Consider the following 24,498-nt stretch of genomic DNA (forward strand, 5'->3'; position numbering starts at 1 on the left):
CTACCAGCGAGCTAGGCTGTCCGCCTATCGCACGACGTCTCGCCGATTCGCCTGCCCTCCCGACCACGGCGAGCGGGGACCCCCGGTCGCGGCGCGCCGGCGGATCGGGGGTGGGTGTTGCAGGGTCAGCGTCCCAGGTCGTCGTTGCGTGGCCGGCAGGCCGAGTGCGAAGCACTGGATCGGCTCGCGGCCACCGTTCGGGGCGGCCGCAGCTCGGTGCTGGTGTTGCGCGGCGAGGCCGGCATCGGCAAGACGGCCCTGCTGGAGTACGCGCGCGACAGCGCGTCCGGCTGCCGGGTGGTCAGGGCGGGGGGCGCCGAGTCGGAGATGGAGCTGGCCTTCGGCGGGCTGCACCAGGTGTGCGCCCCGTTCCTGGATCGCGTGAAGAGCCTTCCCCCGCCGCAGCGTGACGCGCTGGAGACCGCGTTCGGCCTGAGCGCGGGGACTCCCCCGGACCGCTTCCTGGTCGGGCTCGCGGTGCTCGGCCTGCTCGCCGCCGCAGCCGGGAACGAGCCGCTGCTGTGCCTGGTCGACGATGTCCAGTGGTTCGATCAGGTATCCGCGCAGACCCTCGCCTTCGTCGCGCGGCGCCTGCTCGCCGAGCCGATCGGGCTGGTGCTCGCGGTGCGCGAACCCGGTCTCGACGCCGAGCTGGCCGGGCTGCCGCGGCTGGACGTGGGACGGCTGGGCGACGGCGACGCCCGCGCTCTGCTGGACTCCGTGATCACCGGGCGGCTGGATGACCAGGTGCGGGATCGGATCGTCGCTGAGACGCAGGGCAACCCGCTGGCGCTGGTCGAGCTGCCACGAGGGTTGACGCCGGCCGAACTGGCGGGCGGGTACGCCCGGCCGGACGCGCGGCCGCTTGCGGGTCAGATCGAGGAGAGTTTCCTGCGGCGGGTACGGTCACTGCCGGGACAGACGCAGCGGCTGCTGCTCACCGCCGCGGCCGAGCCGCTGGGCGACGTGGGATTGCTGAGCCGGGCGGCGGAGCTGCTGGGCATCGGCGCGGCCGCAGCGGCACCGGCCGAAGCGGCCGGGCTGATCACTATCGTGACCCGGGTGCGGTTCCGTCACCCGCTCGTGCGTTCCGCAGCCTACCGGCTGGCGGCGCCGGAGGAGCGGCAGCGGGTGCACCGGGCGTTGGCCGACGCGACCGATCCGCGGGCCGACCCCGATCGGCGGGCCTGGCATCTGGCCAACGCGTCGGCCGGCCCCGACGAGACGGTGTCCGCCGAGCTGGCGCGTTCGGCCGAGCGGGCGCGAGCACGCGGCGGGGTCGCGGCGGCGGCCGCGTTCCTGGAGCGGGCGGCCGAGCTGACGCCCGATCCGGCCCGCCGGGGCGCCAGGGCGCTGGCGGCGGCCCGGGCCAAGTATCAGGCCGGCGGATACGACGCCGCGCTCGAACTGCTGGACGCGGCCGAGCTCAGCCCCCTGGACGCACACCGGCTCGCCCAGTCCAGCCTGCTTCGAGGTCAGATCGTCTTCACCTCCACGAGTGCGCGCGCCGCCCTGCCCTTGCTGCTCGACGCGGCCAAACGCCTGGAGCCCTTGGACGCCGGGCTGGCCCGCGAGACCTACCGCGACGCGCTGTACGCGGCTCTCACCGCTGGCCGGCTGGCGGACGGCGCGCAGATGGCGGACGTGGCCAAGGCGGCCCTCGCCGCGCCGCCCGGGCCACCGCCGGAGCGCAACGACCTGCTGCTGAACGGTCTGGCAGTGGCGACCGTCGACGGGTACGCGGCGGGCATGCCGATGGTGCGCCAGGCCATGGAAGCCTTCCGCACCGCGGAACTCTCCAGGGAAGAGGCCCTGGGCTGGCTCCCGCTCGCCGCCCGCATGGCGCACAACGTCTGGGACTTCGACAGCTACCTGACGCTCTCGGCGAAGCTGGTCGAGATCGTCAGGGAGGCAGGTGCGCTGTCGGCGCTGCCGTCGGCTCTCCTGCTCCACCTGTCGGCCCTGGTGCTGGCCGGCGAGCTCACCGCGGCCGACTCGCTGGTCGCCGAGGCGAGCACGATCGGCGAGGTGACGGGGAGCCGCTTCTTCGCCCAGTACGCAGCGCTGGTGGTGGCGCCGTGGCGTGGCGGCGAGGCCGAGACTCGCCGGGCGATCGCGGCGATCACGGGAGACGTGGCGCTGGAAGGCGAAGGAAAGGTGGCCACCGCCACCCAGTGGGCCTGTTCTGTGCTCTACAACGGCCTCGGCCGCTACGAGGAGGCCTACGCCGCGGCCGCGCTCGGCGCCGAGTACCCCATGGAACTCGGACTGTCCACCTGGTCCCTGATCGAACTCGTCGAGGCCGCCGCCAGGAGCGGACGTCAGGCCCGCGCGGCCGAAGCCGCCCGGCGGCTCGACGAGATGGCGCGGGCCAGCGGCGCCGACTGGGCCCTGGGCACCTCGGCGAGCATGCGCGCCCTGACGGGCGGCGGATCGGACGCCGACGATCTGTACGGTGAGGCGATCGAGCGGCTCGGCCGCGCCGGCGTCCGGATGGCGCTCGCCCGCACCCGGCTGCTGTACGGCGAGTGGCTGCGCCGGGAGAAGCGCCGCGTCGACGCCCGCGAGCAGTTGGGCCTCGCCCACGAGATGCTCGGCCAGATGGGTGCCGCGGCGTTCGCCGAACGCGCCCGCCGTGAGCTGCAGGCCACCGGGGAGACGATACGCAAGCGCCCGGCCGAGACGGCGCCGGACTCCACGCTCACCGCCCAGGAGACCCAGATCGCCCGGTTGGCCGGTACGGGGCTGACGAACGCCGAGATCGGCGCCCAGTTGTTCATCAGCCCGCACACCGTCGAGTGGCACCTGCGCAAGGTCTTCGCCAAGCTCGGCATCGCCTCCCGCAGGCAATTGCGCGCCACGCCGGCCGAGGACCCGGCGGCGACGGCTTGACCAGCCTCCCCGCGCCGGGCGGCGGCTCAATCGACGGGTGGCTCGATGGTCACCGGGCGCAGCCGCGCCGACAGCGCGAACCCCGCGGCGACGACCGCCATGCCGATCCCGGCCCACAGGTTGGCGTTCACGTCACCGGTCTTGGCGCGGTCCGCGGCCGTGTCGGCGACCAGCCCCATGATGATCAGCACAACGCCGTAGAACCCGATCAGCCCGGCGATGAACACGCGCACGTCGAAGGCCCCGGCGCTGCGCGGTGCGCGGCTCTCGGCAGGATGTTCGTCTTTCATGTATCGGCTCCCGTCCATGGGAAGAGGGTCATCGGAAGATCACGTTGAGGGCGGTGACGAGCACCAGGGAGACGCCGGCCAGCTTCACCGGCGTCCGGTACCAGGGCAGCCGGCTCGCCAACGGATCGGTGCGCCGTTCCCTGGGCGTCTCGGCGAAGACGAGTCCGCCCAGCTCGCTCGCCGGTTTCGCCGTGGTCGCCAGGCTGACCAGGACGCTGACCGCGATGTCGACGACGAACGCCGCGCCGGCCGCCACGAACGCCGCCCCCTGTCCGGGCAGGTCGATCACGCCCAACTCGTTGAGCAGCCACACGGCGACCGCGCCCAGCGTCCCCGACACCAGCCCCACCCAGCCCGCGGTCGGGGTCATCCGCTTCCAGAAGATGCCGAGGATGAAGGTGGCGAACAGCGGGGCGTTGAAGAAGCCGAACAGGGTCTGCAGGTAGGTCATCAGGTTGGCATAGCCGGCGGCGATGAACGCCGTACCGATGGCCAGGGCCGTCGCGCCCACCGTGGCCCACCGGCCGACCTTCAGGTAGTAGCCGTCGGAGCGCCCCTTCTTCACGTACTGCTGCCACAGGTCGTAGCTGAAGACGGTGTTGAAGGCGGAGATGTTGGCCGCCATGCCGGCCATGAACGCGGCCAGCAGGCCCGTCAAGGCGATGCCGAGCAGCCCGTTGGGCAGCACGTCGCGGATGAGCAGCAGGATCGCGTCGTTGTAGGTGATCCCGGCCGTCTGGTCGCCGGCCTTGAGCCTGGCGACCTCGGGCACAAGCACCCCGGCGATCATTCCGGGAATGACCACGATGAAGGGGATGAACATCTTCGGGAACGAGGCGATGATCGGCGTGCTGCGTGCCGCCGTCATCGACTTGGTCGCCATCGCCCGCTGGACCTCGACGAAGTTCGTCGTCCAGTAGCCGAAGGAGAGCACGAAGCCCAGGCCGAAGACGATGCCGACGACGGACAGGACCGAGTTGCCGAATCCGGCCAGTTCGTTGCCCGGCCAGGAGTTGAGCTGCTCGGCGCCGCCGCCGGTGGCCGTCCGCACCCTGTCGATCAGCCCGCTGACACCGCCGACGCGGTGCAGCCCGATGAGGGTGAGCGGCAGCAGCGCGGCGACGATGACGAAGAACTGCAGGACTTCGTTGTAGATGGCCGCCGACAGCCCGCCGAGGGTGATGTAACTGAGCACGACGGCGGCGGCCAGCAGCAGGGCCACCCACAGCGGCCAGCCGAGCAGGCCGTTGACGACCGTGGCCAGCAGGAACAGGTTGATTCCCGCGATGAGCACCTGGGCGAGCGCAAAGCTGATCGCGTTCACCAGGTGCGCGCCGGCGCCGAAGCGCCGGCGCATGAACTCGGGGACGCTGCGCACCTTGGACCCGTAGTAGAAGGGCATCATCACGACGCCGAGGAACAGCATCGCCGGGACGGCGCCGATCCAGTAGTAGTGCATGGTCGGCATGCCGTACTCGGCACCGTTGGCCGACATCCCGATGATCTCGACGGCCCCGAGGTTGGCCGAGATGAATGCGAGCCCGGTGATCCAGGCCGGCAGCGAACGGCCCGACAGGAGGAAGTCCAGGCTGCTGGAGATTCTGCGGCGGGCGGCCAGTCCGATCAGCAGGACCACGGCGAAGTAGACGAAGATCAGCGCGTAGTCGACGAGACCTGCCTCGATCATGGGCGCTGCTCCTGGCGCGATGCACGAGGCACGTACTCGAAGGTCGGGCCGGCCGTGCCGCCTTCGCCGTCGGGCATCCCCATCAGCGCCTGCGCCTGGGCCCGCAGCGTGAACATCGTGCGGGTGGCGTCCACGAGTTGCTTCGGCTCGCCGTTGAACGCCTGATCGAGCGACTGCAGGAGATCGCAGTACGTGCGGTCGAACCTCTCCTGCGCGGCCCGGGTCTCGCTGCCAGGGGCGGCGGGGCGCGGGTTGTGGCGCATGGGGCGCACGCCGTCGGGGTCCACGGAGATCTTCTCGCCGGTGGGCCCGGACTGCGGGGTGTCGCCGCGCCGGTAGCGGCGGCCGAGCTTGAGCTCCTGGAAGCGGTAGTAGTGGGCGACCTCGTCGCGTCCGGGGTGGAAGACGTCCTTGTCACCGTCCCAGACCTCCCCGCGGGTGGTGCCCTCGCCCTGGTCGACGATCTCCGCCAGCGCGCCCAGGGCGGACTCCAGATCCTCGACCGCGAACAGCCATCCGGCGGTGTGCCGGAAATGGGTGCCGCTCACCTGCCGGGCGGGGTCGCCGCTGAAGACGGCCTGTTCGCCGAGCTGATCGCACAGACGGCGCAGCCCTTCGGCGATGGCGGCGTAGAACTGCCCGATCGTCTCGTAACGCTCGCCCTCCGGCGGAGCGCTGGGCGGCGCGGGCCGTTCGAGGCACAGGAACATCTCCAGCGCCTGCGGCCCGAACGGGACCAGCGACATCTCCAGCGAGCGGTCGCCGTGCGGCAGCGTCCGCGGATGCGGCGCCAGCATCCGCGGGTGGTCCAGCACAGGCCGGCCGCCGACCGCGTTGAGCAGGTTGGCGACCAGCGCCAGGTGCAGCATCTCCTCGACGAAGACACTGCCCACCACCTGCACGGCCTCGGGATTACGCTCCGGGTCCAGCGAGTACAGCGCGGTCAGGTACGGCGGCAACGTCGCGTGCTCCAGCTCGATCGCCCACTGCAGGTGCTCGCGCAGGCCGTCAAGCGTGTCGATTCGCCCGTGCCTCATGCCCCGGTCCTCGAGGTGCGGCGATCCGCGCGGCGGCGCAGCCCGTCCTCGTCCACCAGCGTGAACATCGGCTGTCCCGGCTCGCACAACATCGTTACGGTGAACCGCGGCGGGACGTCGTCGCGGTTGTTGCCGTCCTCCAGCACGACGCCGAAGGCCACCCTCCGTTCATCCCGGCGGGCGCCCACGCGATGACCGTCGTGATCGAATACCCGCCCGGCGACCCGGGCGCACCGCCGCACCGCCACCCCGGTCCCCGCCTCCTGCAGCACGGTCAGCGCGCCGGCCGGCCCCGCGCCCGTGAGCGTGTTCACGCCCGTCTGCGGAGCGGCGGCCACCGCCTCATGACCGTGCTCACCGAGCCTCGCCACCAGCTTCGACCCGATCAGACCCGTCCCACCGACGACCACGACCTTCATCGCGTACTCCTTCCGACTGCCCGGCGGCCCGTTGCGGCCCGGCCACCAGCTATGACAAATCAGCCTTCCGCGCTTGTGACAACCACCGCGAGATTCAGTGGCTCCCGCCTTCGTGCGATGTGGATGGCAGCCCGGAAAGAGCACAATCAGCCACATGACCGAAGAATCTTGCCCACACGTTCATGGGACACGTCCGCCCGTTTCGTCCGGTTACGCGGAGATCTGCGAGGCGTGCCCGTCCGTACGGCGCGGCCACCGGATCACGGCGTAGTGGCGTCGTGTTCGAGAACGAGCCGGGTGAGTTCGACTCGTGACCTGATCCCGAAATGGACCGTGCAGCAGGCCCGCAACCTGGCCATGGACCTGGGTGACCGCATCGCCGAGCTGCGGTTCTCATCAACGCCCCCGGACATCGCAACGCGACCCTCCCACGACGTGACCGACCTCAACGACCCACGATCCATCCGCCGAAAACCCGTCGTTGCGGGCACGATCAACGAATACCGCCACACCGAAGACAAACCCGCAACTCACGACCGTGAACGGGAGTATTGACACCCTTCACGCCCTCAGCCTGCCGGCCCGGCGGCATCTGCTCGACCCCGAGCCCATCAAGGCGGAGGCGACCGTGGCCTTCGGTCGTGACCCGGCGGACGGCGGCTACGAGCTGCGCGCCGACCTCGTCGTGTCCTGGCCGGGAGTGGCCGACGAGACGGCCGCCCGCTGCTCGCACAGGCGACCGCCCTGCGCCCCTACGCGAAGATGACCGGGCAGGGCATCCCCGCCACCATCAGCCTCGCCTCCTGAACACGCTCGTGGCGCCGTCCCCCCCGGAACGGCGCCACGAGTGACTCGACCCCTACTTGACGAAGTCGAGCAGAGCGGCGTTGACCAGCTCCGGGTGCGTCCAGCCGATGGCGTGCGGGCCGCCCTCGATGACCACGTACTGCAGATCCCGGATCAGCCCGGTGAGGCGGTTGCCGGTGGCGTCGATCGGCAGGATGCGGTCCTTGTCGCCCTGGATGACGAGCGTGGGCACGTCGAACGACGCCACATCCTTGCGGAAGTCGCTGCCCCAGGTGGGCACGCACTTCAGCGTCGCCGTGGCCGAGGCGGCGGCCGCGACCTGGAAGCTCGCCTGCCACGCCTGCTCGCTGACCTTGGTGCCGCCGAGCACATCCATGTTGTAGAAGTTGTCGAGGAACGACTTGAGGAAGGCGAACCGGTCGGCGACGACGGCCTTCATGGTGTCGTCCAGGACGGAACGGTCCACCACCTCAAGCAGGTACGGCTGCAGCGGCGCCATCAGCACGGCCTTGCGCACCCGGCCTGACCCGTAGGTGCCCAGGTAGCGGGTCACCTCGCCACTGCCCATGGAGAACCCGCCCAGCACGACGTCACGCAGGTCCAGCGTCTCCATCAACGTGTTCAGGTCGGCCGCGAACGTGTCGTAGTCGTAGCCGGTGACCGGCTGGCTGGACTTGCCGAAGCCGCGCCGGTCGTAGGTGATCACGCGATGTCCGGTCTCCAGCAGCGCGCTCTCCTGCTTCTCCCAGGAGTGCCCGTTGAGCGGATAACCGTGGATGAGCACGACCGGACGGCCACTGCCGTGGTCCTCGTAGTAGAGCTCGATGGGCGCGGAGTTCTCTTCGCCGACCTTGATGTAGGGCATGTCGATTCCTTTTTCTGATGGTGTTGATGCGGTCATGACGAAACCTGCCAATCCGCGTCCTCGTCGACATCGCATGAATGGCTGAGCCGGCTGGAGCGCAGGCGGCGGCGTTCGTCCGGAGTGGTGCCACCCCACATGCCGTCCGGTTCGCCGGTCTCGACGGCCCAGGTGAGGCAGGGCAGACGGACGGGGCAGCTCATGCAGATGCGCCGGGCCGAGGCGGTGTGCTGGGCGGGCCTGCCGTCCCAGGTGAGAGGTAAGAACAGATCGGGATCGCTGCTCCCGCAGGCCCCGCTGTCCGCCCAGTGCATGGTCAGTCTCGGTTCGATGTCCATGGTCGCGGGGACCGGCCCGCCCCGCGGGCGGGCCGGTCCTGCCCACCGTCAGCGAGTGCGGCGGTCGGCGTCGACGATGACGTCGGTGATGGCGGACGGGTGGCTGACCGACATGGCGTGCGAGGACTTCACCTCGACGGCCTTGGCCTTGGCCCGCTCGGCCATCCACCGCTGCCCGGCGGGCGCGATGGCCTTGTCCTCGGTGCTGATGACGGCCCAGCTCGGAATCTTCTTCCAGGCCGGGGCGCCCGAGACGCCGGTGAAGGCGCCCACGCCGAAGGGACGCTGCGCTACGGCCATGCGGCGGGCCGTGCTGAGGGGCAGGTCGGCGGCGAACACCGTGGGGAAGCTGGCCTCCTTGATGTAGAGGTCGACCCCCTCGCCGGCGTTGTCGGTGTAGGGGCGCTCGTCCAGCGTGGCCGGGCCGAGCAGGCTGCCGGGGAACTTCTCCGGGTCCAGCACGGTCTGGGTGCTCTCACCCTGGTCCAGCAGAAACGCCGCCACGTACACCAGGGCCTTGACGTTGCCGGCGTCGCGGGCGGCGTTGGTGATCACGCTGCCGCCGTAGGAGTGGCCGACCAGGATCACCTTGCCCTTGATCCCCTTGAGGATGCTCGCGATGTAGGCGGCGTCGCCCGACAGGCTGCGCAGCGGGTTGGGCGCCGCGACGACTGGGTAGCCGCGGCGCTGGAGGTGGGCGGTGACCTTGTCCCAGCTGCTGGCGTCGGCGAAGGCGCCGTGCACCAGGACCACCGTAGGCCTGTCGCGGTCGGCGCCGGCCATGGCCGGGGTGGTGGAAAGCGTGAGAGCGGCCAAGCCGAGAGCGGTGGCGGCGATGGACGGTCGAAAACGCATGACGAACCCTTTCGATACGGGATGAGAACCCGGTCGAGCGTCGTGCTCTGATGCGATCCCCCATGGCCGCACCAGAGCACGCATGGCCTCGTCGACCGGGTGCGTGATCAACGGTTCCAGCGCGCTTCGCGGCGGACATCGCACGAAGACTTGAGATCAACCGGTGGGGCCGTGTCGTGGGACCGATGCCGCCCAGAGGCCGGATCTCAAGCATCCGTGCGATGTTGCCGGAACCCGTCCGGCGTTGGCTGGGGCTCCGCCTGCTACCGGCCCTCAGCTGGAGACACGATGCTTTCCGTCTGCCATTCCACCGAGAACGTCAACCGCGATTCGGCGTTCATCACCACCCGACCACGCCTCTTCGCGATCGCCTACCGCTATCTCGGGGACGCGGGCAAGGCCGAGGACGTGGTGCAGGAGACGTGGCTGCGGTGGGAACGCGCCGACCGCACGGCCGTCGTCAACCCGCCCGCCTTCCTCGCCAAGACCACCACGAGGCTCGCACTCAACGTCATCCAGTCCGCGCGGATGCGCCGCGAGACGTTCGCCGACACCTGGCTCACCGAGCGGGCCGACGGCAGCGCCGGCATCGACGTGGAAGCGGAACGGCACGAGGCCGTCGACCTCGTCATGCGGGTGCTGCTGGAACGGCTCTCGCCCGCCGAACGGGCCGCCTACCTGCTGCGCAAGGCGTTCGAGTACCCCTACCGCCGCATCTCGGAAGTGCTCCACCTGGACGCCGCCCACACGCGCCAGCTCGTACGGCGGGGTCACGAGCGCATCGAGAGCGGGCGGCGCAGGCCGGTGGACCCCACCGAGCACCAGCGCCTCGTCCAGGCGTTCCTGGCCGCTGCGCGCACCGGCGACCTCGCCGGCCTGGAAGACCTGCTCGCCGCCGACCTGCCCATGAAGAGGAGCGCGTGATGAGCGACACGCAGCCCTGCCGTACCTGCTGGAACGCAAGGGTGCGGTCGTGCAGGTCTCCTCGACCTCGGGGCGGATCGCGTCGGCCGGCAACGGCGTCTACGCCGCGACGAAGTTCGGCGTAGACGCCTTCGCGGAGGCGCTGCGCCAAGAGGTGACCGCGCTGGGCGTCCGCGCAGAGCATGGCCACCGCATCCGGCCGGCCGGCCAGGCCCGGTAGCCGCCGGTCAACCGTTCGCCAGGAACCGGAGCAGCGTGCGGTTGAAGCGCAGGGGGTGGGTGGCCTGGCACCCATGCGGCGCGCCCTGGATGACCTCCACGTCACCGCCCCCGATCCGCGCCCCGGTCTCCGCGAACGGGGTGATCTCGTCCTGCTCGCCGTGGATGACCAGACTCGGCACCGGCAGCGCGAGCTCACCCCGCAGATCGCTGCGCGCCAGCGTGGCCAGGCCCGCGTCCAGCGCCTGCGGCGACGCCGCTGCCCCCTGCGCCCGATAGTGATCACGGTGCAGGTCGCTCAGCAGCACCCGTTCACCGGCCCGGAACATCCGGGTCACGTACGTGTCGAGCATGGTGAACCGGTCGGTGTTCAGCCGCGCCCTGAGGTGGTCGAGGTGCTCGGGCGTCCAAGGCCCCTGCGGGTTGTCGTAGGAGCGATAGAGGTAGGGCAACGCCGCCCCCACCAGCACGACCCCCCTGATCCCCGCGGAGCCGTACCGGGTGAGGTAGTGCACGATCTCCGCCGCGCCCATCCCCGCCCCCACCAGCGTCACGTCGCTCAGCTCCAACCGCTCCAGCACCGCGCGGAGATCGCCCGCCAGGCTGTCGTAGTCGTAGCCGCCCCACGGACGGGCGGAGTCGCCGAAACCCCGGTGATCGTAGGCGATCACGCGATACCCGGCCTCCACCAACGCGGGCAACTGCGCCGCCCACATGTGCCTGGACAAGGGCCAGTCGTGGAGCAGGACCACGGGACGACCGTCTCCGTGGTCCTCGTAGCAGAGCTCGACCGGGGTGCGGCCGTGATCGACGCCGACAGGCAGGTAGACCATGAAGTCGTCGCTTCCTTTCCGATGGGTGACTGGGTCAGCCGTCATGCTCGACGACCAGGCGGGTCAGCTCCACGCGTGAGTTGACGTCCAGCTTGGTGTAGGCGTGACGGAGGTGGGTGTTGACGGTGTGCGGCGACAGGAACAGCCGTTCGGCGACCTGCCTGTTGGTGGCGCCCTGGGCGACGTGCCTGACCACCTGCAGCTCGGCGGCGGTCAGGCCGTCCCAGCCGTGGGTGGCGCCGGACGTGCGGCCGCGGCGCCGGATCCCGGCCTCGCGCAGGCGACGCCGTACCCGGGCCGCATCCCTCAGGGCGCCGGCCTCCTCGTACAGCTCCAGCGCCGTGTTCAGGCAGGCGACGGCCGCCTGCTGGTCCGTCGCCGCGAGGGCGCGACCGGTGTCCTCCAGCGCCGACGCGCGGACGATCGGGCGGGGGTGGTCAGCCAACCGCTCGGCGGCCCGCGCCAGCAGCGCCGCGTCGTCGTTCAGCAGCCCGCGGGCGTGTTCCGCGACCGCGGTGAGGAACGGGAAGCCGGGGTTGCGCCCGGCCCGGTTCTCGGCCTCGCTAACCATGCGCACGGCCGCCTCGCGCTCACCGGCGCGCAGAGCCATGCGGACGAACACCACGTCGTCGGCCGAGTCCATCGGAGTGGACCCGGACGCGCCGCCCAACGTCACCGCCGCCGACGCGTAGGCCATGGCGCCCGCCGGGTCGTTGTCGGCGTCGGCCGCCAGCGCGAGCATCCAGGCACCCGCCCTGGCGACGAAGGGCGCCTCGTCCGCCGTCATCCGCCGGCCGTCGGCGGCCAGCCGGGCGATGCCGAGCTGGTCGCCCGTGAACAGAGCCGTCCGTCCCAGGGCGTATCGCGCGGTGACGTCGGCGGTGTTCCCGGCCGCGTTCTCCTCCTGGAGCACGGCTTCCGCCTCGGCGCAGGCGTCTGTCAGCAGCCCGGCGTCGAACAGCATCCGGACGCGGTACATCGACCACATGCGGGCCGCCGCCACCTGCCGATGCGCCCGCGCCTCGGCCAGCGCGACGTCGATCTCCTCCAGCGCGCGCAGGGGTTCACCCGCCGAGCTCCACAGGAAGCTCTGCCACGAGGGGCCGGGGATCCACGGCGAGTGCAGGATGCCCGCGTCGGTCGCCAGCCGCACCGCCTCGTCCTGCCGGTCGATGGCGCTGCGCCAGTCGGTGCGGTGGAACAGGAGCGTCGCCTCCACTGCCATCGCGGTGGCCTCGATCGCGCGATTGCCGCAGGAGGCGCCGGCCAGCAGCGCGGCCTCGGCCGCGTGCCCGGTCTCCGTCCCGTCGCCGGCCGTGATGAGCGCAAGCGCCCGCAACGTGAGCAGGTGCGCGCGGATCAGCTCCGGCACCCCCGGCAGGGCCAGCGCGAGATCGCACTGCCGTACCGCCTCGGCGAACGAGGCCTGGCCCGCGACCCGGGCCAGGCTGAGCCGCACCCGCGCCTCGGCCTCCGGCTCCAGCAGCCCGGCCAGCGCCTCGTCGGCCATGGCGCGCGCCTCCTGGTCGTGGCCGTTGAGCCAGAGCAGGACGATCGTCTCGGCGATCAGCGCCGGGCGGTCGGGATGGTCGGCCGGGGCCAGCTCCAGCGCGCGCCCGCTCAGGGCGGCAGCGGTGGCGGGCGCGGCGGGCGCGAGGTCGGTGGCGGCCCGGCGCAGCAGCGAGACGGCCTCGTGGTCGCCCGGCCGCGCCACGTCGGCGAGGTCGGCGGCCATGTCCATGACGGCCGCGCCACGCCGCAGCCGCACGTCGACCGCCTGACGCCGGACGAGGTCCTTGAACGGCGCGGGCACGCTGTTCCGTACGGCTTCGTGGACCAGGTCGTTGCTCAGCGTGAGCCGCCCGTCGACGTCGGTCAGCAGATCGGCGCGCAGGGCCTCCTGCAGGGGACCCATCAGGTCGGCGGGCGAGCAGCGCAGCAGTTCGGCCAGCACCCCGACGTCGACGTCGCGGCCGAGGATGGCCGCGAAGCGCACGCTGTCACGAGCCGGCGCCGAGAGCTGGTCCAGCCGGTGCCTGACCGAGGAGCGGAACCGCAAGGGGATGGCTTCGGCGGCCCGCAGGTGCGCCATTCCGTCCCGGATGGTGACGGCGCCTTCCTCGCGGATCCCGTTCAGCAGTTCGACCAGCAGCGACGGGCGGCCGTCCGCCTTGCGGGCGAGTTCGAGCAGCGCGGGCTCGGCCACGGCACGCAGGACATCCTGGGCCAGGAGCGCCACAGCCTCCCTCGAAAGGGGCCGCAGCACGATCCGCTTGGCAGGCCAGGCGCGCGCCGTACCGGACTGGTGTTGCTCCCGGGTGGCCAGCACCCACAGGATGGGGTGCCCGGACAGCCGGGCGGGCAGCGTGCGCAGGGCGCTGCGGGTGGCGGCGTCGCACCACTGCAGGTCGTCCATGCTGATCACCAGCGGCGCGGCCGACGCGGCCCGCTCCAGTTCGTTCTGCAGCTCTCGCAGCAGCCAGAACCGCTGGTCCTCCGCCGCGCTGAGCGCCAGCACCCGCTCGCGCGCCACGAGCGGCTCGGGGCCGTGCAGCAGCACGTCCAGCAGGGGTGCGAACGGCGCGGCATGCCCCTCACGCGCACCGGAGCCCGTCTGGACGCGCAGGCCGTCCGCGGCGGCCAGCTTGGCGACCTCGGCGAGCAGCCGTGACTTGCCCGCCCCCGGCGCGCCCTCGATCAGCACGGCGCCGCCCTGTCCTCGACGCAGGACGCGCAGCTGGTCGCGCAGCATCAGCAGCTCGGCTTCCCGGCCACGCAACGGCGGTGTGGCGAAGGCGTCGGAGACAGGGCGACGCATGTCGCCGGTAGGCAGGGTGAAGCCCGCCGTGGCCACGTCGTCGCGGCTCATGGGCTCGTCTGTTGCGTGGAGGGGCGCTCGGTCGGCGGCGAGCTGGTGAATCATGTGCTTCCACATCTCTGTCTGTCGGTGCTCCGGTGGCGGCCGGAGCGACGGAAGATGACGCGCGAGGGGCGGTGGAGCCGAGTGCGTGCCCCGGGGATGTCGTATAGGACAATGGAAGCAACAAGGGCGGCCTGAGCACGAGGCGGAACAACAGGCAGAAGTAGTCGGCGGTTTCCGCCTGCCGCCCGAGCCGGGAGGTCATGGGTGAGAAACGAGGTGTCCTTCGGCGCTCTGCTGAGGTCGCACCGGCTGGCGGCCGAGCTGACGATCGAGGAGCTCTCGCACGCCTCGGAGGTGAGCATACGGGCGATCGGCGACATGGAGCGAGGCGTCAGCCGCGGGCCGCAACGCCGCACCGTGGAGGCGCTGGCCGAGGCGTTGTCCCTGGCTCCCGGCGACCACGACGACCTCATCGCCGCGGCCCGCGCCGGACGCTCCCGCCCCGCCGTCTCCACGGCCGGGATCTGCGAGCTGCCGACGGCGATCGGCGACTTCACCGGCCGCGAGCACGAGATCGCTCTCCTGCGCGAGCTGGCCGCCCGGCACGCGGACGAGGACGGCCCCGCGCCCATCGCGACCGTATGGGGTCCGGCCGGTCTGGGCAAGACCGCCCTGGCCGTCCACGCCGCCGGACGGCTCTCCGACCTGTTCCCCGACGGATGTTTCTTCGTCGACCTGCGCGGCATGGACGCCGAGCCGATGACCAGCGCGAGCGCGCTGGCCCGGCTGCTGAAGGCGCTGGGCCTGGCGGAGCGCCGCATCCCCGCCGACGAGCGCGAGCGCGCGGGACACCTCCGGGCCCTCTTACGCGAGCGGCGCTGTCTCCTCGTGCTCGACAACGCGGTCAGCGAGAGCCAGGTGCGCCTCTTGTTGCCCGGCAGCGGGTCGAGCATGGCCGTCATCACCAGCCGTCGCCCGCTGTCCGGCCTGGAGGGTGTGCACCAGATCCCGCTGGACCAGCTCGGGGCGGCGGAGTCCGCCGCGTTGTTGCGGGCGATCGTGGGCGACAACCGCGCGGCGGCCGAGCCCGACGCGGTCGGCGAACTCGCCCGGCTGTGCGGTCACCTGCCGTTGGCCATGCGCATCGCGGGCAACCGGTTGCAGAGCCGCCCGGGTTGGACGATCAAGCAGCTCGCCGCGCGCCTCCACGACGAGGAACGCCGCCTGGACACCCTGACCGCCGGTGACCTGCGGGTCGCGGCGGCCTTCGCGCTGTCCTACGAGCAGATCACCCCGGTCGCCCGGCAGACCTTCCGCTGGCTCGCGCTGGCGGCGGTACCCGAATTCGGCATCGCCATGACCGCGGTCCTGGCCCGGCTCGATCTCGACACCGCCGAGGACGCCCTGGAGGAGCTGGTCGACCTGGGCCTGCTCAGCTCGCCCTTCGCCGGCCGATACCTCTTCCACGACCTGGTCCGGCTGTACGCCCGCGCCCGCCTTGAGCAGGAGGAGACCGCCGAGGCCAGGGAGGCCGCCCGGCAGCGGATGGAGAGCTGGCTGCTGGAGGTCGCGATGATCGCCGGGCGCTGGTTCGAGCCCGAATACGGGGCGCCGCCACCCGACTGGCGCTCTCTGGTCACGCTCTCCAGCAGGGAGGAGGCCGGCGCCTGGCTGCGGGCCGAAGGCGACTCCTGGCTGGAGGCGCTGCGCTCGGCGGCCCGGCGCGGCGAGCACGCGACCGTGGTCGAGGTGGCCGCGTCCATGGACTGGTTCTCCGACCAGTGGCTTCCCTGGGGGCACTGGCACGAGGTGTTCGAGCTGTCGGTCGGCGCGGCGCGGGCGATGGGCGACCCCTTGCAGGAAGCGGTGCATCTCATCCACCTGTCCTCGGCCCTGTGGAGTCGTGACAACAGCGCCGAGGAGCAGGAGGCCTGTGCGTTACGCGCGCTGGAGCTGGCCACGGAGGCCGGTGACGTCCGCCAGCAGGGCAGGGCGCTCTACCACGCCGCCCAGCCCCTCGTGCAGACCATCCTCAACGATCCGGCCGGCCCGCGCCAGAACCTGGAACGCGCGCTGGACTTCAGCCGCCGGGCTGTCGGCCTCCTGCGGCAGGCGGGCGATTTGGAGGGCTACCCCCAGGCCATGGCGCGCTACATCAACTTGCTGCGCATCGCGGGCCGGGTGGACGAGGCCCTGGAGCACAGCCGTGCCCTGGTGGCCACGCTGCGCGATCCCGCCTACGGTGGCTCGCCCGCCCACGTCAGCCAGGCCCTCGGCATCGCCCTGAGCCAGCTCGGCGCCGCCTACCTCGCGCTCGAACGCTGGGAGGAAGCGGCCGACGCCCTCCACCAGGCCCTGCCCGAGATGCAGCGTTCAGGACCGCACGCCGAGGTCGTGGGGCGGGCACAGCGCAGGCTGGGCACCGCGCTGCGGCACCTGGGCCGGGTGGAGGAGGCCCGCAGGGCGCTGGCCGAGGGACAGCGGCTGCTGGAAGCGGACGGCCGCACCGAGCAGGCCGCCGAGGTGGCCAAGGAGCTCCAGGAGCTGGCCGGGGAATGAGCGCGGACGCCGACCATCCCACGTTCGTGCGATGTGCCGGGCCCCCGGCCGTTGACAGGGTGTCCCTACCGCCTTCCACCGGGGAAGGCCGACCTCGGGTGGACACGCATGGCTGTCTGGTTCGTCACTGGCGCGGCACGGGGCATCGGGCACCGCGTCGCCCGCGAAGCGCTCCGGCGTGGCCATCGGGTGGTCGCCACCGGCCGTGACCTGACCGCGGTGACGGACACCTTCGCCGGGGCCGCGGGCGAGGTGCTCCCCCTGGAGTTGGAGGTGTCCCGCCCTGAGACGGCCTCGGCCGCGGTCGAGCGGGCCCTGCGCCGTTTCGGCCGTATCGACGTGCTCGTCCATGGCGCGCACAGAACCGCCCGCGGTCCCCTGGACGAGACGACCGAGGCGCGGATCAAGGAGCTGTTCGAGGTCAACGTGGCCGGAATGCTCGCCGTGACCAGCGCCGTGCTGCCGGTGCTGAGCGCGCAGCGGACCGGGCGGATCATCGTCGTCGGCTCGGCCGCCGGCTTCTCGGCCCCGGCCGGCGCCGGTCCTTACAGCGCGTCCATGGCGGCCGTCGAGGCGTTGTGCGAGACCCTGCGCGCCGAACTGGCCGAGACCGGCGTCCACGTGACCGTCGTCGAACTCGGCCGCTTCGCCACCTTGCCCACGCCCTTCGACCGCTCCCCGCACCCGCCGGAAGATCCGCGCAAGGCCGCCGCCGCGATCGTCGATCTGCTGGTCACCGACGATCCGCCGCTGCGCCTGCAGCTCGGCGCCGACGCCGTCGCCCACGTCGAAGCCAAGCTGGAACGGGTGGCCCAGGAGCTCGACCTGTGGCGTCCGGTCTCGCTCGGCACCGGATTCGAGCCAGAAGATTTCAACCGGCAGAACGGGCACAGGCCGTCGCCGGATATGTGACTGATCTTCACTATCCTGAACATCACATATTCCACGGTAGCGGTGCCGATCGGAGGGCAGCTTGAACGCGCGTGAGAGGGAGATCGGTGCCGCGGCGGAATTCGGCCGGCAGCGGCTGCGCGGACGCAAGGCGGAGGTCGCCACCTTGCGCGCCCAGCTGGCCGCGCTGACCCGCGGTCAGGGCACGACGGTGCTCATCCAGGGCAGTCCCGGCATCGGCAAGACCCGCCTGCTCACCGAGGCGCGGCACATGGCCGAGGAGGCGGAGCTGCACGTCATCCACGGCGGTGGCGACCCGGACGGGCAGACCATCCCCTTCGGCGCGCTGCTCAGCGCCCTGCACTCCGGCCCCGGCCAGGTCATCCCGGCCCAGGCGGCTCCGGCGACCTCCGCCGAACGCTACTGGCTGCTCCAGGAGCTCCACGAGCACCTGGAGCGCGCCGCCCTGCTCGCGCCCCTGGTGATCGCCATCGACGACCTGCAGTGGTGCGACGAGGGCACTCTGCTGGCCCTGCGCACCCTCCCGCAGCGCCTGTCACTGCACCCCATCGCCTGGATACTCGCCGCACGGAGCGGGCCGCTCAGCCCCGACGTCCGTGCCACGATCTCCGCGCTGAGCCTGCCCGGCGGCCACCTGCTCACGCTCGCGCCCCTGGCCGGCGAGGCGGTCGCGGCGATGGCCGGCGACCTGCTGGCGGCCACGCCCGACCCCGCCATCCTGCGGATGGCGCAACAGGCCGAGGGCCGCCCGCTGCTGCTCACCGAGCTGATCAACGGCGTGCTCGATGAAGGCGGGGTCACCGTCACCGACGGCGTCGCCCGGCTGAGCAGGCAGCGCCTGCCGCTACGCTTCCACGCCTCCATCCAGCACCGCCTGGAGCAGATCTCACCGCAGGCCAAGCAGGCCGCGCAGATCGCCTCGGTGCTGGGCAGGACGGTCTCCCTCGACCAGCTCGCCGAGCTCATCGGCCGATCCGCCGTCACCCTGCTGGAACCGATGGAGGAACTGCTGTCGGCCGACCTCCTGGTCGAGAGCGGCGACACCCTCGTCTTCAGCCACGACCTGATCCGCGAGTCGGTCCAGGCGGCCTTGCCCGCGACCCTGCGCAAGGCGCTCCGCCGCCAGGCCGTCGACCTCCGGCTCGCCCAGGGCGTGCCGGTCGCGCGGATCGCCGCCGACCTGGCCGAGACCGCCGAGTCCGGCGACGACACCGCCATCACCCTGCTCCGCCAGGCGGCCCGCGACCTGGCGGTCGTCGCGCCGTCGGCCGCCGTGCAGATGAGCAGCCGTGCGATCGAGCTCTCCGCCCTCGACCCGCTGCGGCAGGCCGACCTCATCGCCGAGGCCCTGCCGCTGTTCGCCCAGGCGGGCCGCTCCGGCGAGGCCGTCGCGCTGGCCGAGACCGCGCTGCTCCGGCGGCTGCCGGTCGAGACCGAGGCGGGGCTGCGGCTGGGCCTCGCGATCGTGGCCAACCAGCACTCCTTCAGCGAGGCCGTACGGCAGAGCCGCGCAGGAGTGGCGTTGCCCGGTCTGTCGCCGCGCGTCCGGGCCCAGCTGATGACCATGCTGGCCTTCAACCTCGCCTTCATCGACGCCGACGAGGCCACGGAGGCGGAAGACCTGATCCCGGTGGCGCTGGCTGCGGCGGATCAGGCCGCTGACCTGGCCTCGCGGGCCACGGTGCTGGGTGTGGGCTCGATCATCGCCAACCGGCGGCTCGACGCCCGGCGCGCGGTCGACTACATCGACCAGGCGGTGGCCGTGGCGCGCGACGTCCGCTCCGGCGGGGTGTGGCTGCCCGGCGTCTGGCGCACTCTCCTGCTCACCACGCTGGGGCGGCTGGAGGAGGCGCTGGCGGAATCCGACGAAGGCGTGCGCAGGGCCCGGCATCACGGCCAGGCGGGCACGCTGAGGATGCTGAGCGCGGCCCGTTGCCGCATCTACCTCGACGCCGGGCGGCTCAGCGACGCACGCGCCGAGGCGGAGGCGGTGCTGACGATGTCCGAGGAGTTCGGTCCCGGCGACTTCGACGACGTCTCAGCTCGCTACGTGCTGGGCCGTATCGCTCTGTACACCGGCGATCCGGGCGAAATGGCGCGCGGCCGGGAGTTCGCCGCGTCCATCATGGGCGTCGAGGCCGGGCAGGTCCGGCGGTCGGGGGCGTGGCTGGCCGCCCAGATCGCCGCGGACGGCGGCGACCACGCCCTGGCCATGGAGCTGACCACGGAGGCCATCGAGACCTACCACCGGCCGACCTCGTCGCTGGCCTCCCCGGCCGACCCGGCCGACGAGCCGGTCCTGGTCAGGATGGCGCTGCGAGCCGGCGACGAGGCCCGCGCGACCCTGGTCACCGAGTTCGCGGAGGCCCGGCACCGCAAGAACCCCGGCATCCCGATCTACCACGCCACGGCCCTGCACGCGCGCGGCCTGGTGGACGGCGACGCCGCGCTGCTGGCCGGGGCCATCGAGCTGTACGAGGGCATCTCGCGCCCGCTTGTGCTGGCTGGAGCCCTGGAAGACGCAGGCACGATCGACCACCTGGACGCGGCCCTGCTGCTCTACACGCAGGCGGAGGCGGAACACGACGCGGCCCGCGTCCGCGACCGCCTCAGGAACCTGGGCGAACGCCGCACGCGGGACGTGCCCCGCCGGCCGACCCAGGGCTGGGACAGCCTCACGGCGTCCGAGCTCCAGATCGTCCGGCTGGTCGCCGGCAGCGCCACCAACAAGGAGGTCGCCGACCAGCTCTACCTCTCGCCGCATACGGTCAGCACCCACCTCTGGCACGCCTTCACCAAGCTCGGGATCAGTTCCCGCGTGGAGCTCACCCGGCTCGTGCTCGAACACGACTCCGCCGCCGGGCGCTGATCCCGGCCGGCCCGCCGTACCGAGCTGAGGTGGTGCCGGTCGGCATAGCACCAGCCCCAGCGGTCGCCGGGCTCCAGCGAGGCGGTCGCCGCATGGCCGGTGGCGGCCCAGTGCTCGGCGGCGTGGCGGCCGGGGGAGGTGTCACAGCAGCCGACGTGACCGCAGGTCAGGCATTCGCGCAGTTCCACCCATCGGCCGCCCGATCGCCCGCAGGACTCGCAGCCGTCGGTGTAGCTCGGCGGAATGGGTGGAAGCGTCCTGGCCACATGGCGGCATTCGAGGTTCATGCCGACGACTGTCTCCTGCCGCTTCGCCGTACACATCGCACGAAAGCGTGAGTTCAGGTGTCACGGAACCGGTGGGCTGGCCGGTCCTAGCTGACGATCGGGCGGACGAGCCGTCCGGTCGGCATCAGCATGCGGTCGGTGCACTCGGCGCGTACCGTCCGGATCCAGCGCTCGGCGTAGCAGTTCGCCCTTGGTGTCCGCGACGGTGTCTTTAACACCGTGATACCCGCGGCGGCGAACACCTCATCGAAGACGGCAGTGAACTTAGCGTCCCGATCGCGGATAAGGAAGCGAACCGACCCCGCTCGCTCGCCAAGGTAGATCAGGAGGTTGCGGGCCTGCTGAGCGGTCCATACGCCGGTCGGGTGGCTGGTCACGCCCAGAATGTGCACCCGTCGCGTGCGGACCTCCATCACGAACAACACGTACAAGCGCTTCAGAAAAACCGTGTCAACATGGAAGAAATCACAGGCCAGGAGCCCTTCGGCTTGCGATCGTAAGAAGGACCGCCAGGACGTGTCGAGATGCCGGGGTGCCGGACCGAAACGGTGCGAGCGCAGGATGCGCCGCACGGTCGCCTCGCTGGCCTGGAACCCAAGCCGCACCAACTCCCCGTGCACCCGTCGATGGCCCCATCCGGGGTTCTCCCGCGCCAGGCGCACGATCAGGCCCCGAAGCTCCGGAGTCGTTCCTGGACGCCCGGGCCGATGCGGGTAGGTCCAGGTCCGTCGCACGAGGCGACGATGCCACGTCAGCAACGTCGCCGGGGGTGACCAGACGATGAGCGCGCAGCACCGCCGGCAACCATCGGGCCAGCGCCGCGAGAACGGCCCGATCGGCCCAATCAGGCTTCGGGCGCCCAACCTGACGCCGCAGCACCGCCACCTCATGACGCAACACCATGATCTCAACGTCCTTCGACGCCTGACCGCGGCCCAGCAACATCAGCCAGCCGAACACCCGAAGCGCGAGCAGATAAAGCAGGCGGACAAGCACAAGACGCGATCCTGCCCGCAGGTACGAACCTCGTCAAACCACAGGTCAGAGCCGTCGTGGCTGCATTCTGACGCGGTACAGGGCGCGCCGAGCGGGTCAGCCGTGTGCCGAAGCCTTTGCTCATTAAACCATAACACTCTCTCATATGAGACGATCATATCGCTCAAGCATGGTCATCCGCACCGGAGCATCGCCAGCGTCGGCGGCGGGCACCTCGCCGAGGGCGGCGGATGTCGTCCGGCGACGCGCGGTCCCAGTCATCGGTTGTCGACGGGCCAGCTGCGGAGATGAACACGATGAGCTACCCATTCCTGAGTGAGACATGTTTCTCATATGAGAACTATGATTCAATGGGCAAAGGACTCGACGCGCGGCTGACCCGCTCGACGCGCCCACCCCCGATCTGATGGAGTCCTCGATGTCTCATTCCGACCCGACGAGGGCCCCGCGGACACTTCCCGACCAAGAGGAGACATCATGCTGTCCGACACCCATCCGAACGCCTTGTGGCTGGCCGAGCTCTATCGAGGCGGCGCGGCGATCACGACCGATCCGAGCCTCACTGAGGACGAGCGGCTCCAGCGGCAACAAGAGCACACCAGCAAAATGATGGAGCGGATGTCTCCGGACATGGTGATCCACACCGGCGGCGTGCGCCTGGCGACGACCGGGGGAATGGACTTCCTGCGCCGCTACGCCAAGCGGCGGGCGAGTCTCGCCGACGCCAACGTCGAACCCCTCGAGATCGACCAGATCCTCGCCGACGACCATTACGGCATCACCCACGGGACATTCCGCACGACGCGTGGCGAATGGATCTGGACGCGCGTCGGCATGGGCGCGTGGCGCTTCAGGGACGGTCTGGCCGTGGAGCACTGGGAGCTCTCCGACGGACCGATGTGGGACGAATTCTTCCTCGCCGGCGACCCGACGTCGTTCACGGGGTCGGCGCAGGAGTTCTGGACCCGCGGCGTCTGACTGCGCCACCGGTTCCGCTACGGGGGCCGGGCCTCGACGACGGTCGAGAGGGCGGCGATGGCCTGCCGGCCGGGCCTGCCTGCTCCCCCGAGCGGGCGCCGGCGTACGCCTGCCGGGCCAGCTCGTCCCGCCCGATCTCCGGAGGAAGTCGGCCCACGTGCTGGATGCCCGTTCGGGCGCCGGGTCAAGACCAGCCTGCTTGAGGGTCTCCCAGACCGTGGACGGTGCGACCTTGATGCCGAGCGTGGTGAGCTCTCCGTGGATCCGCCGGTAGCCCCAGCTCGGGTTCTCCCGAACCAGGCGCAGAATGAGAGCGCGGATGGACTGGACGGTAGGCGGGCGGCCAGGCCGCTTCGGGCGACAGGTACGGGCATGGCGCCGTCGCATCAGGTCGCGGTGCCAGCGCAGGACGGTGTCCAGACGGACGAGAAGCCGCAGTCGGCGCAGAACATCACGCGGCAGCGAGGTCAGAAGCGCGGTAAGGAAGGCCCGGTCCTCTGGCGCGAATTTCACTCTGGTGTCAGCGCCAAGTTGGCGTTCAAGGACGGCGATCTGGTGGCGCAGAACGAGAATCTCCACATCCTTGTCCCGATCGCTCAGGGGCGGCAACCGCAGCGCGGCGAACGCGTTCGTGACGGTTAGGTAGGCCAAGCGAAGGAGCACAGCGGATCATCCTGCCGTACGCGCTTCCGTCTCCCGGGTGACCGGAGCTCGCGTACACCACGCGAAGCGCTCGCACATAGTTCTAGGCCGTCCAGATGCCTCACCACGTACGCGCGCACCTCATCGCGCAACACCTCGGGCCGCTTGAACAGGCGGTCAGCGATCCGCGAGGCCAGCGCCGCGAGCTCGGCATCCCAGGACACGACGAGATCGTAGGTGAGGCACGAGGTCACTCACAGACCAGCCCTGATACACCCACAGTCACGCTGGCGAACGCCTTGAAGATCTACCGATGTAGTACCGGGTCCCGGGACTATTCAGCCGAGCCATAGGGGCGATCTTGAAGTCCTGGCTGCCGGGCGGGACCCCGCCTCCCTGGGCTGCGTCAGTCGACGATCAGGCCGCCGGTGAGGTTGACGATTGCCCCGGTCATCGCACTGGAGCGGTCCGAGGCGACGAAGGCGGCCACGTTGGCGATCTCAGCGACTGCGGGCAACTGCTTGCGCACTGTCAGGTCCGTAATGCGGGCATGGAATGCGTCGCGGCTGATGCCGTAGGCATCGGCGTGCAGGCCATGTACCTCCGACAGCTGCGGCGTTTCCGGCATCCCTGCCGCGTTCAGGCATACGACTCGGACGCCATGCGGTCCGAGCTCGGCGGCCAGACCCCGGGACAGCGCTTCGATCGCCGCCCACGCCGGTGCCATGCCTCCCATGAGTGGGACGGCCGTCCGTGACGGAGACGCAGTGATCGTCAAAATCACCCCTGATCCCTGGTCGGTCATACGCCGTGCGGCAGCTTTGGCAGTCAGGAAGTTGGCCTTGGGGTAGGTGGCCATGGGCAGGTCGAAGGCGTCGGGCGACAGGTCGGCGAACCGGGTGCCCTGAATGCCTGTCTGGGGGAGGCTGATGGCATTGAAAGAGATGTCGAGGGATCCGGCGTTCCGGACCACCGCATCGGCGTGTGCTTCGACGGCGTCCTCATCCAGCACGTCCACCGTGGCGAAGTCGGCGACGCCACCCGAGGCCTGGATCTTTTCAGCGACCACCTCCAGTGCGGCGCTGGTGCGCCCGGCGAGGAAGACCTGTGCTCCCTCCGCGGCAAAGGCGTGAGCGACCGCGCTTCCGATGGATCCGCTCGCTCCGTAGACGATCGCGTTCTTGTTTTCAAGCAGCACTGCTAGCTCCTGATCATTGGATTGTCTGCAG

Annotated in this window: 21 protein-coding genes and 2 pseudogenes; 10 read left to right on the forward strand and 13 right to left on the reverse strand. The window is 71.1% G+C overall.

Going from position 1 to position 24,498, the window contains the following annotated elements:
- Positions 1-117: 117 nt before the first annotated feature.
- Positions 118-2,892 carry an AAA family ATPase gene (locus ACIBQX_RS48615; RefSeq protein WP_397017257.1) on the forward strand — a complete coding sequence of 925 codons (2,775 nt, stop codon included), beginning with the start codon at positions 118-120 and terminating at the stop codon, positions 2,890-2,892.
- A 26-nt stretch (positions 2,893-2,918) separates the two neighbouring features.
- On the opposite strand, the gene ACIBQX_RS48620 is transcribed toward ACIBQX_RS48615, so the two are convergent.
- From ACIBQX_RS48620 to ACIBQX_RS48635, 4 genes are read right to left on the reverse strand one after another with little or no spacing between them, the layout of a single operon-like run.
- Positions 2,919-3,182, reverse strand: a complete 264-nt coding sequence (locus ACIBQX_RS48620) for a hypothetical protein (RefSeq protein ID WP_397017259.1) — start codon at positions 3,180-3,182, stop codon at positions 2,919-2,921.
- A gap of 28 nt (positions 3,183-3,210) precedes the next feature.
- Positions 3,211-4,869, reverse strand: a complete 1,659-nt coding sequence (locus tag ACIBQX_RS48625) for a sodium:solute symporter family protein (RefSeq protein ID WP_397017261.1) — start codon at positions 4,867-4,869, stop codon at positions 3,211-3,213.
- Positions 4,866-5,906, reverse strand: a complete 1,041-nt coding sequence (locus tag ACIBQX_RS48630; RefSeq protein ID WP_397017263.1) for a ferritin-like protein — start codon at positions 5,904-5,906, stop codon at positions 4,866-4,868. Before ACIBQX_RS48630 ends, ACIBQX_RS48625 begins: the two co-directional genes overlap by 4 nt.
- Positions 5,903-6,325, reverse strand: coding sequence for an NAD-dependent epimerase/dehydratase family protein (locus ACIBQX_RS48635; RefSeq protein ID WP_397017265.1), 423 nt, complete (start codon positions 6,323-6,325; stop codon positions 5,903-5,905). The genes ACIBQX_RS48630 and ACIBQX_RS48635 overlap by 4 nt, the downstream gene beginning before the upstream one ends.
- 297 nt (positions 6,326-6,622) lie before the next feature.
- Here ACIBQX_RS48635 and ACIBQX_RS48640 point away from each other — a divergent pair, with 297 nt between their 5' ends.
- Together ACIBQX_RS48640 and ACIBQX_RS48645 are read left to right on the forward strand one after the other, a co-directional pair.
- Entirely contained in the window at positions 6,623-6,880 is a 258-nt protein-coding gene (locus ACIBQX_RS48640; RefSeq protein WP_397017267.1) for a hypothetical protein, read from the forward strand.
- Positions 6,864-7,091 (forward strand): hypothetical protein, encoded by a 228-nt coding sequence (locus tag ACIBQX_RS48645; RefSeq protein WP_397017269.1) that lies wholly within the window; start codon positions 6,864-6,866, stop codon positions 7,089-7,091. The genes ACIBQX_RS48640 and ACIBQX_RS48645 overlap by 17 nt, the downstream gene beginning before the upstream one ends.
- A gap of 93 nt (positions 7,092-7,184) precedes the next feature.
- Here the strand turns inward: ACIBQX_RS48645 and ACIBQX_RS48650 are convergent, their stop codons facing one another.
- The 3 genes from ACIBQX_RS48650 to ACIBQX_RS48660 are packed head-to-tail and all read right to left on the reverse strand — an operon-like array spanning position 7,185 to position 9,187.
- Positions 7,185-7,997 (reverse strand): alpha/beta fold hydrolase, encoded by an 813-nt coding sequence (locus ACIBQX_RS48650; RefSeq protein WP_397017270.1) that lies wholly within the window; start codon positions 7,995-7,997, stop codon positions 7,185-7,187.
- A 32-nt stretch (positions 7,998-8,029) separates the two neighbouring features.
- Positions 8,030-8,332 carry a WhiB family transcriptional regulator gene (locus tag ACIBQX_RS48655; protein WP_397017272.1) on the reverse strand — a complete coding sequence of 101 codons (303 nt, stop codon included), beginning with the start codon at positions 8,330-8,332 and terminating at the stop codon, positions 8,030-8,032.
- 48 nt (positions 8,333-8,380) lie between these two features.
- On the reverse strand, positions 8,381-9,187 hold the full coding sequence (locus ACIBQX_RS48660; RefSeq protein ID WP_397017274.1) for an alpha/beta fold hydrolase: 807 nt from the start codon (positions 9,185-9,187) through the stop codon (positions 8,381-8,383).
- 288 nt (positions 9,188-9,475) lie between these two features.
- On the opposite strand from ACIBQX_RS48660, the gene ACIBQX_RS48665 reads away from it, so the two are divergent.
- Positions 9,476-10,111, forward strand: coding sequence for a sigma-70 family RNA polymerase sigma factor (locus ACIBQX_RS48665; RefSeq protein ID WP_397017276.1), 636 nt, complete (start codon positions 9,476-9,478; stop codon positions 10,109-10,111).
- A gap of 16 nt (positions 10,112-10,127) precedes the next feature.
- Positions 10,128-10,331 (forward strand): SDR family NAD(P)-dependent oxidoreductase, encoded by a 204-nt coding sequence (locus tag ACIBQX_RS48670; RefSeq protein WP_397017325.1) that lies wholly within the window; start codon positions 10,128-10,130, stop codon positions 10,329-10,331.
- A gap of 7 nt (positions 10,332-10,338) precedes the next feature.
- Here ACIBQX_RS48670 and ACIBQX_RS48675 read toward each other — a convergent pair whose 3' ends face one another.
- Positions 10,339-11,163, reverse strand: a complete 825-nt coding sequence (locus tag ACIBQX_RS48675) for an alpha/beta fold hydrolase (RefSeq protein WP_397017278.1) — start codon at positions 11,161-11,163, stop codon at positions 10,339-10,341.
- Between the two features lie 34 nt (positions 11,164-11,197).
- Positions 11,198-14,032, reverse strand: coding sequence for a helix-turn-helix transcriptional regulator (locus ACIBQX_RS48680; RefSeq protein WP_397017280.1), 2,835 nt, complete (start codon positions 14,030-14,032; stop codon positions 11,198-11,200).
- Between the two features lie 258 nt (positions 14,033-14,290).
- On the opposite strand from ACIBQX_RS48680, the gene ACIBQX_RS48685 reads away from it, so the two are divergent.
- From ACIBQX_RS48685 to ACIBQX_RS48695, 3 genes are all read left to right on the forward strand, one after another.
- Positions 14,291-16,585: an ATP-binding protein gene (locus ACIBQX_RS48685; protein ID WP_397017282.1), complete on the forward strand. Its 2,295-nt coding sequence runs from the start codon at positions 14,291-14,293 to the stop codon at positions 16,583-16,585.
- A 108-nt stretch (positions 16,586-16,693) separates the two neighbouring features.
- Positions 16,694-17,497 carry an SDR family NAD(P)-dependent oxidoreductase gene (locus ACIBQX_RS48690; protein WP_397017284.1) on the forward strand — a complete coding sequence of 268 codons (804 nt, stop codon included), beginning with the start codon at positions 16,694-16,696 and terminating at the stop codon, positions 17,495-17,497.
- A gap of 61 nt (positions 17,498-17,558) precedes the next feature.
- Entirely contained in the window at positions 17,559-20,366 is a 2,808-nt protein-coding gene (locus ACIBQX_RS48695; RefSeq protein ID WP_397017286.1) for an AAA family ATPase, read from the forward strand.
- A 38-nt stretch (positions 20,367-20,404) separates the two neighbouring features.
- Here ACIBQX_RS48695 and ACIBQX_RS48700 read toward each other — a convergent pair.
- Both ACIBQX_RS48700 and ACIBQX_RS48705 read right to left on the reverse strand, forming a co-directional pair.
- Positions 20,405-20,689 (reverse strand): annotated as a pseudogene (locus tag ACIBQX_RS48700) (UBP-type zinc finger domain-containing protein); the annotation flags it as partial.
- 50 nt (positions 20,690-20,739) lie between these two features.
- A complete protein-coding gene (locus tag ACIBQX_RS48705) occupies positions 20,740-21,225 on the reverse strand; it encodes a hypothetical protein (RefSeq protein ID WP_397017288.1) in 486 nt (161 codons plus the stop codon).
- 901 nt (positions 21,226-22,126) lie between these two features.
- Here ACIBQX_RS48705 and ACIBQX_RS48710 point away from each other — a divergent pair.
- Entirely contained in the window at positions 22,127-22,627 is a 501-nt protein-coding gene (locus tag ACIBQX_RS48710; RefSeq protein ID WP_397017290.1) for a nuclear transport factor 2 family protein, read from the forward strand.
- 261 nt (positions 22,628-22,888) lie between these two features.
- Here the strand turns inward: ACIBQX_RS48710 and ACIBQX_RS48715 are convergent.
- A pseudogene (locus ACIBQX_RS48715) lies at positions 22,889-23,014 on the reverse strand (hypothetical protein); the annotation flags it as partial.
- On the opposite strand from ACIBQX_RS48715, the gene ACIBQX_RS48720 reads away from it, so the two are divergent.
- Positions 23,000-23,269: a hypothetical protein gene (locus ACIBQX_RS48720; protein ID WP_397017292.1), complete on the forward strand. Its 270-nt coding sequence runs from the start codon at positions 23,000-23,002 to the stop codon at positions 23,267-23,269. The pseudogene ACIBQX_RS48715 and the gene ACIBQX_RS48720 overlap by 15 nt on opposite strands.
- A 406-nt stretch (positions 23,270-23,675) precedes the next feature.
- Here the strand turns inward: ACIBQX_RS48720 and ACIBQX_RS48725 are convergent, their stop codons facing one another.
- Positions 23,676-24,467 carry an SDR family NAD(P)-dependent oxidoreductase gene (locus tag ACIBQX_RS48725; protein ID WP_397017294.1) on the reverse strand — a complete coding sequence of 264 codons (792 nt, stop codon included), beginning with the start codon at positions 24,465-24,467 and terminating at the stop codon, positions 23,676-23,678.
- Between the last annotated feature and the right edge of the window lie 31 nt (positions 24,468-24,498).

The sequence above is a fragment of the Nonomuraea sp. NPDC049714 genome (assembly GCF_044465295.1).
Lineage (GTDB): Bacteria > Actinomycetota > Actinomycetes > Streptosporangiales > Streptosporangiaceae > Nonomuraea.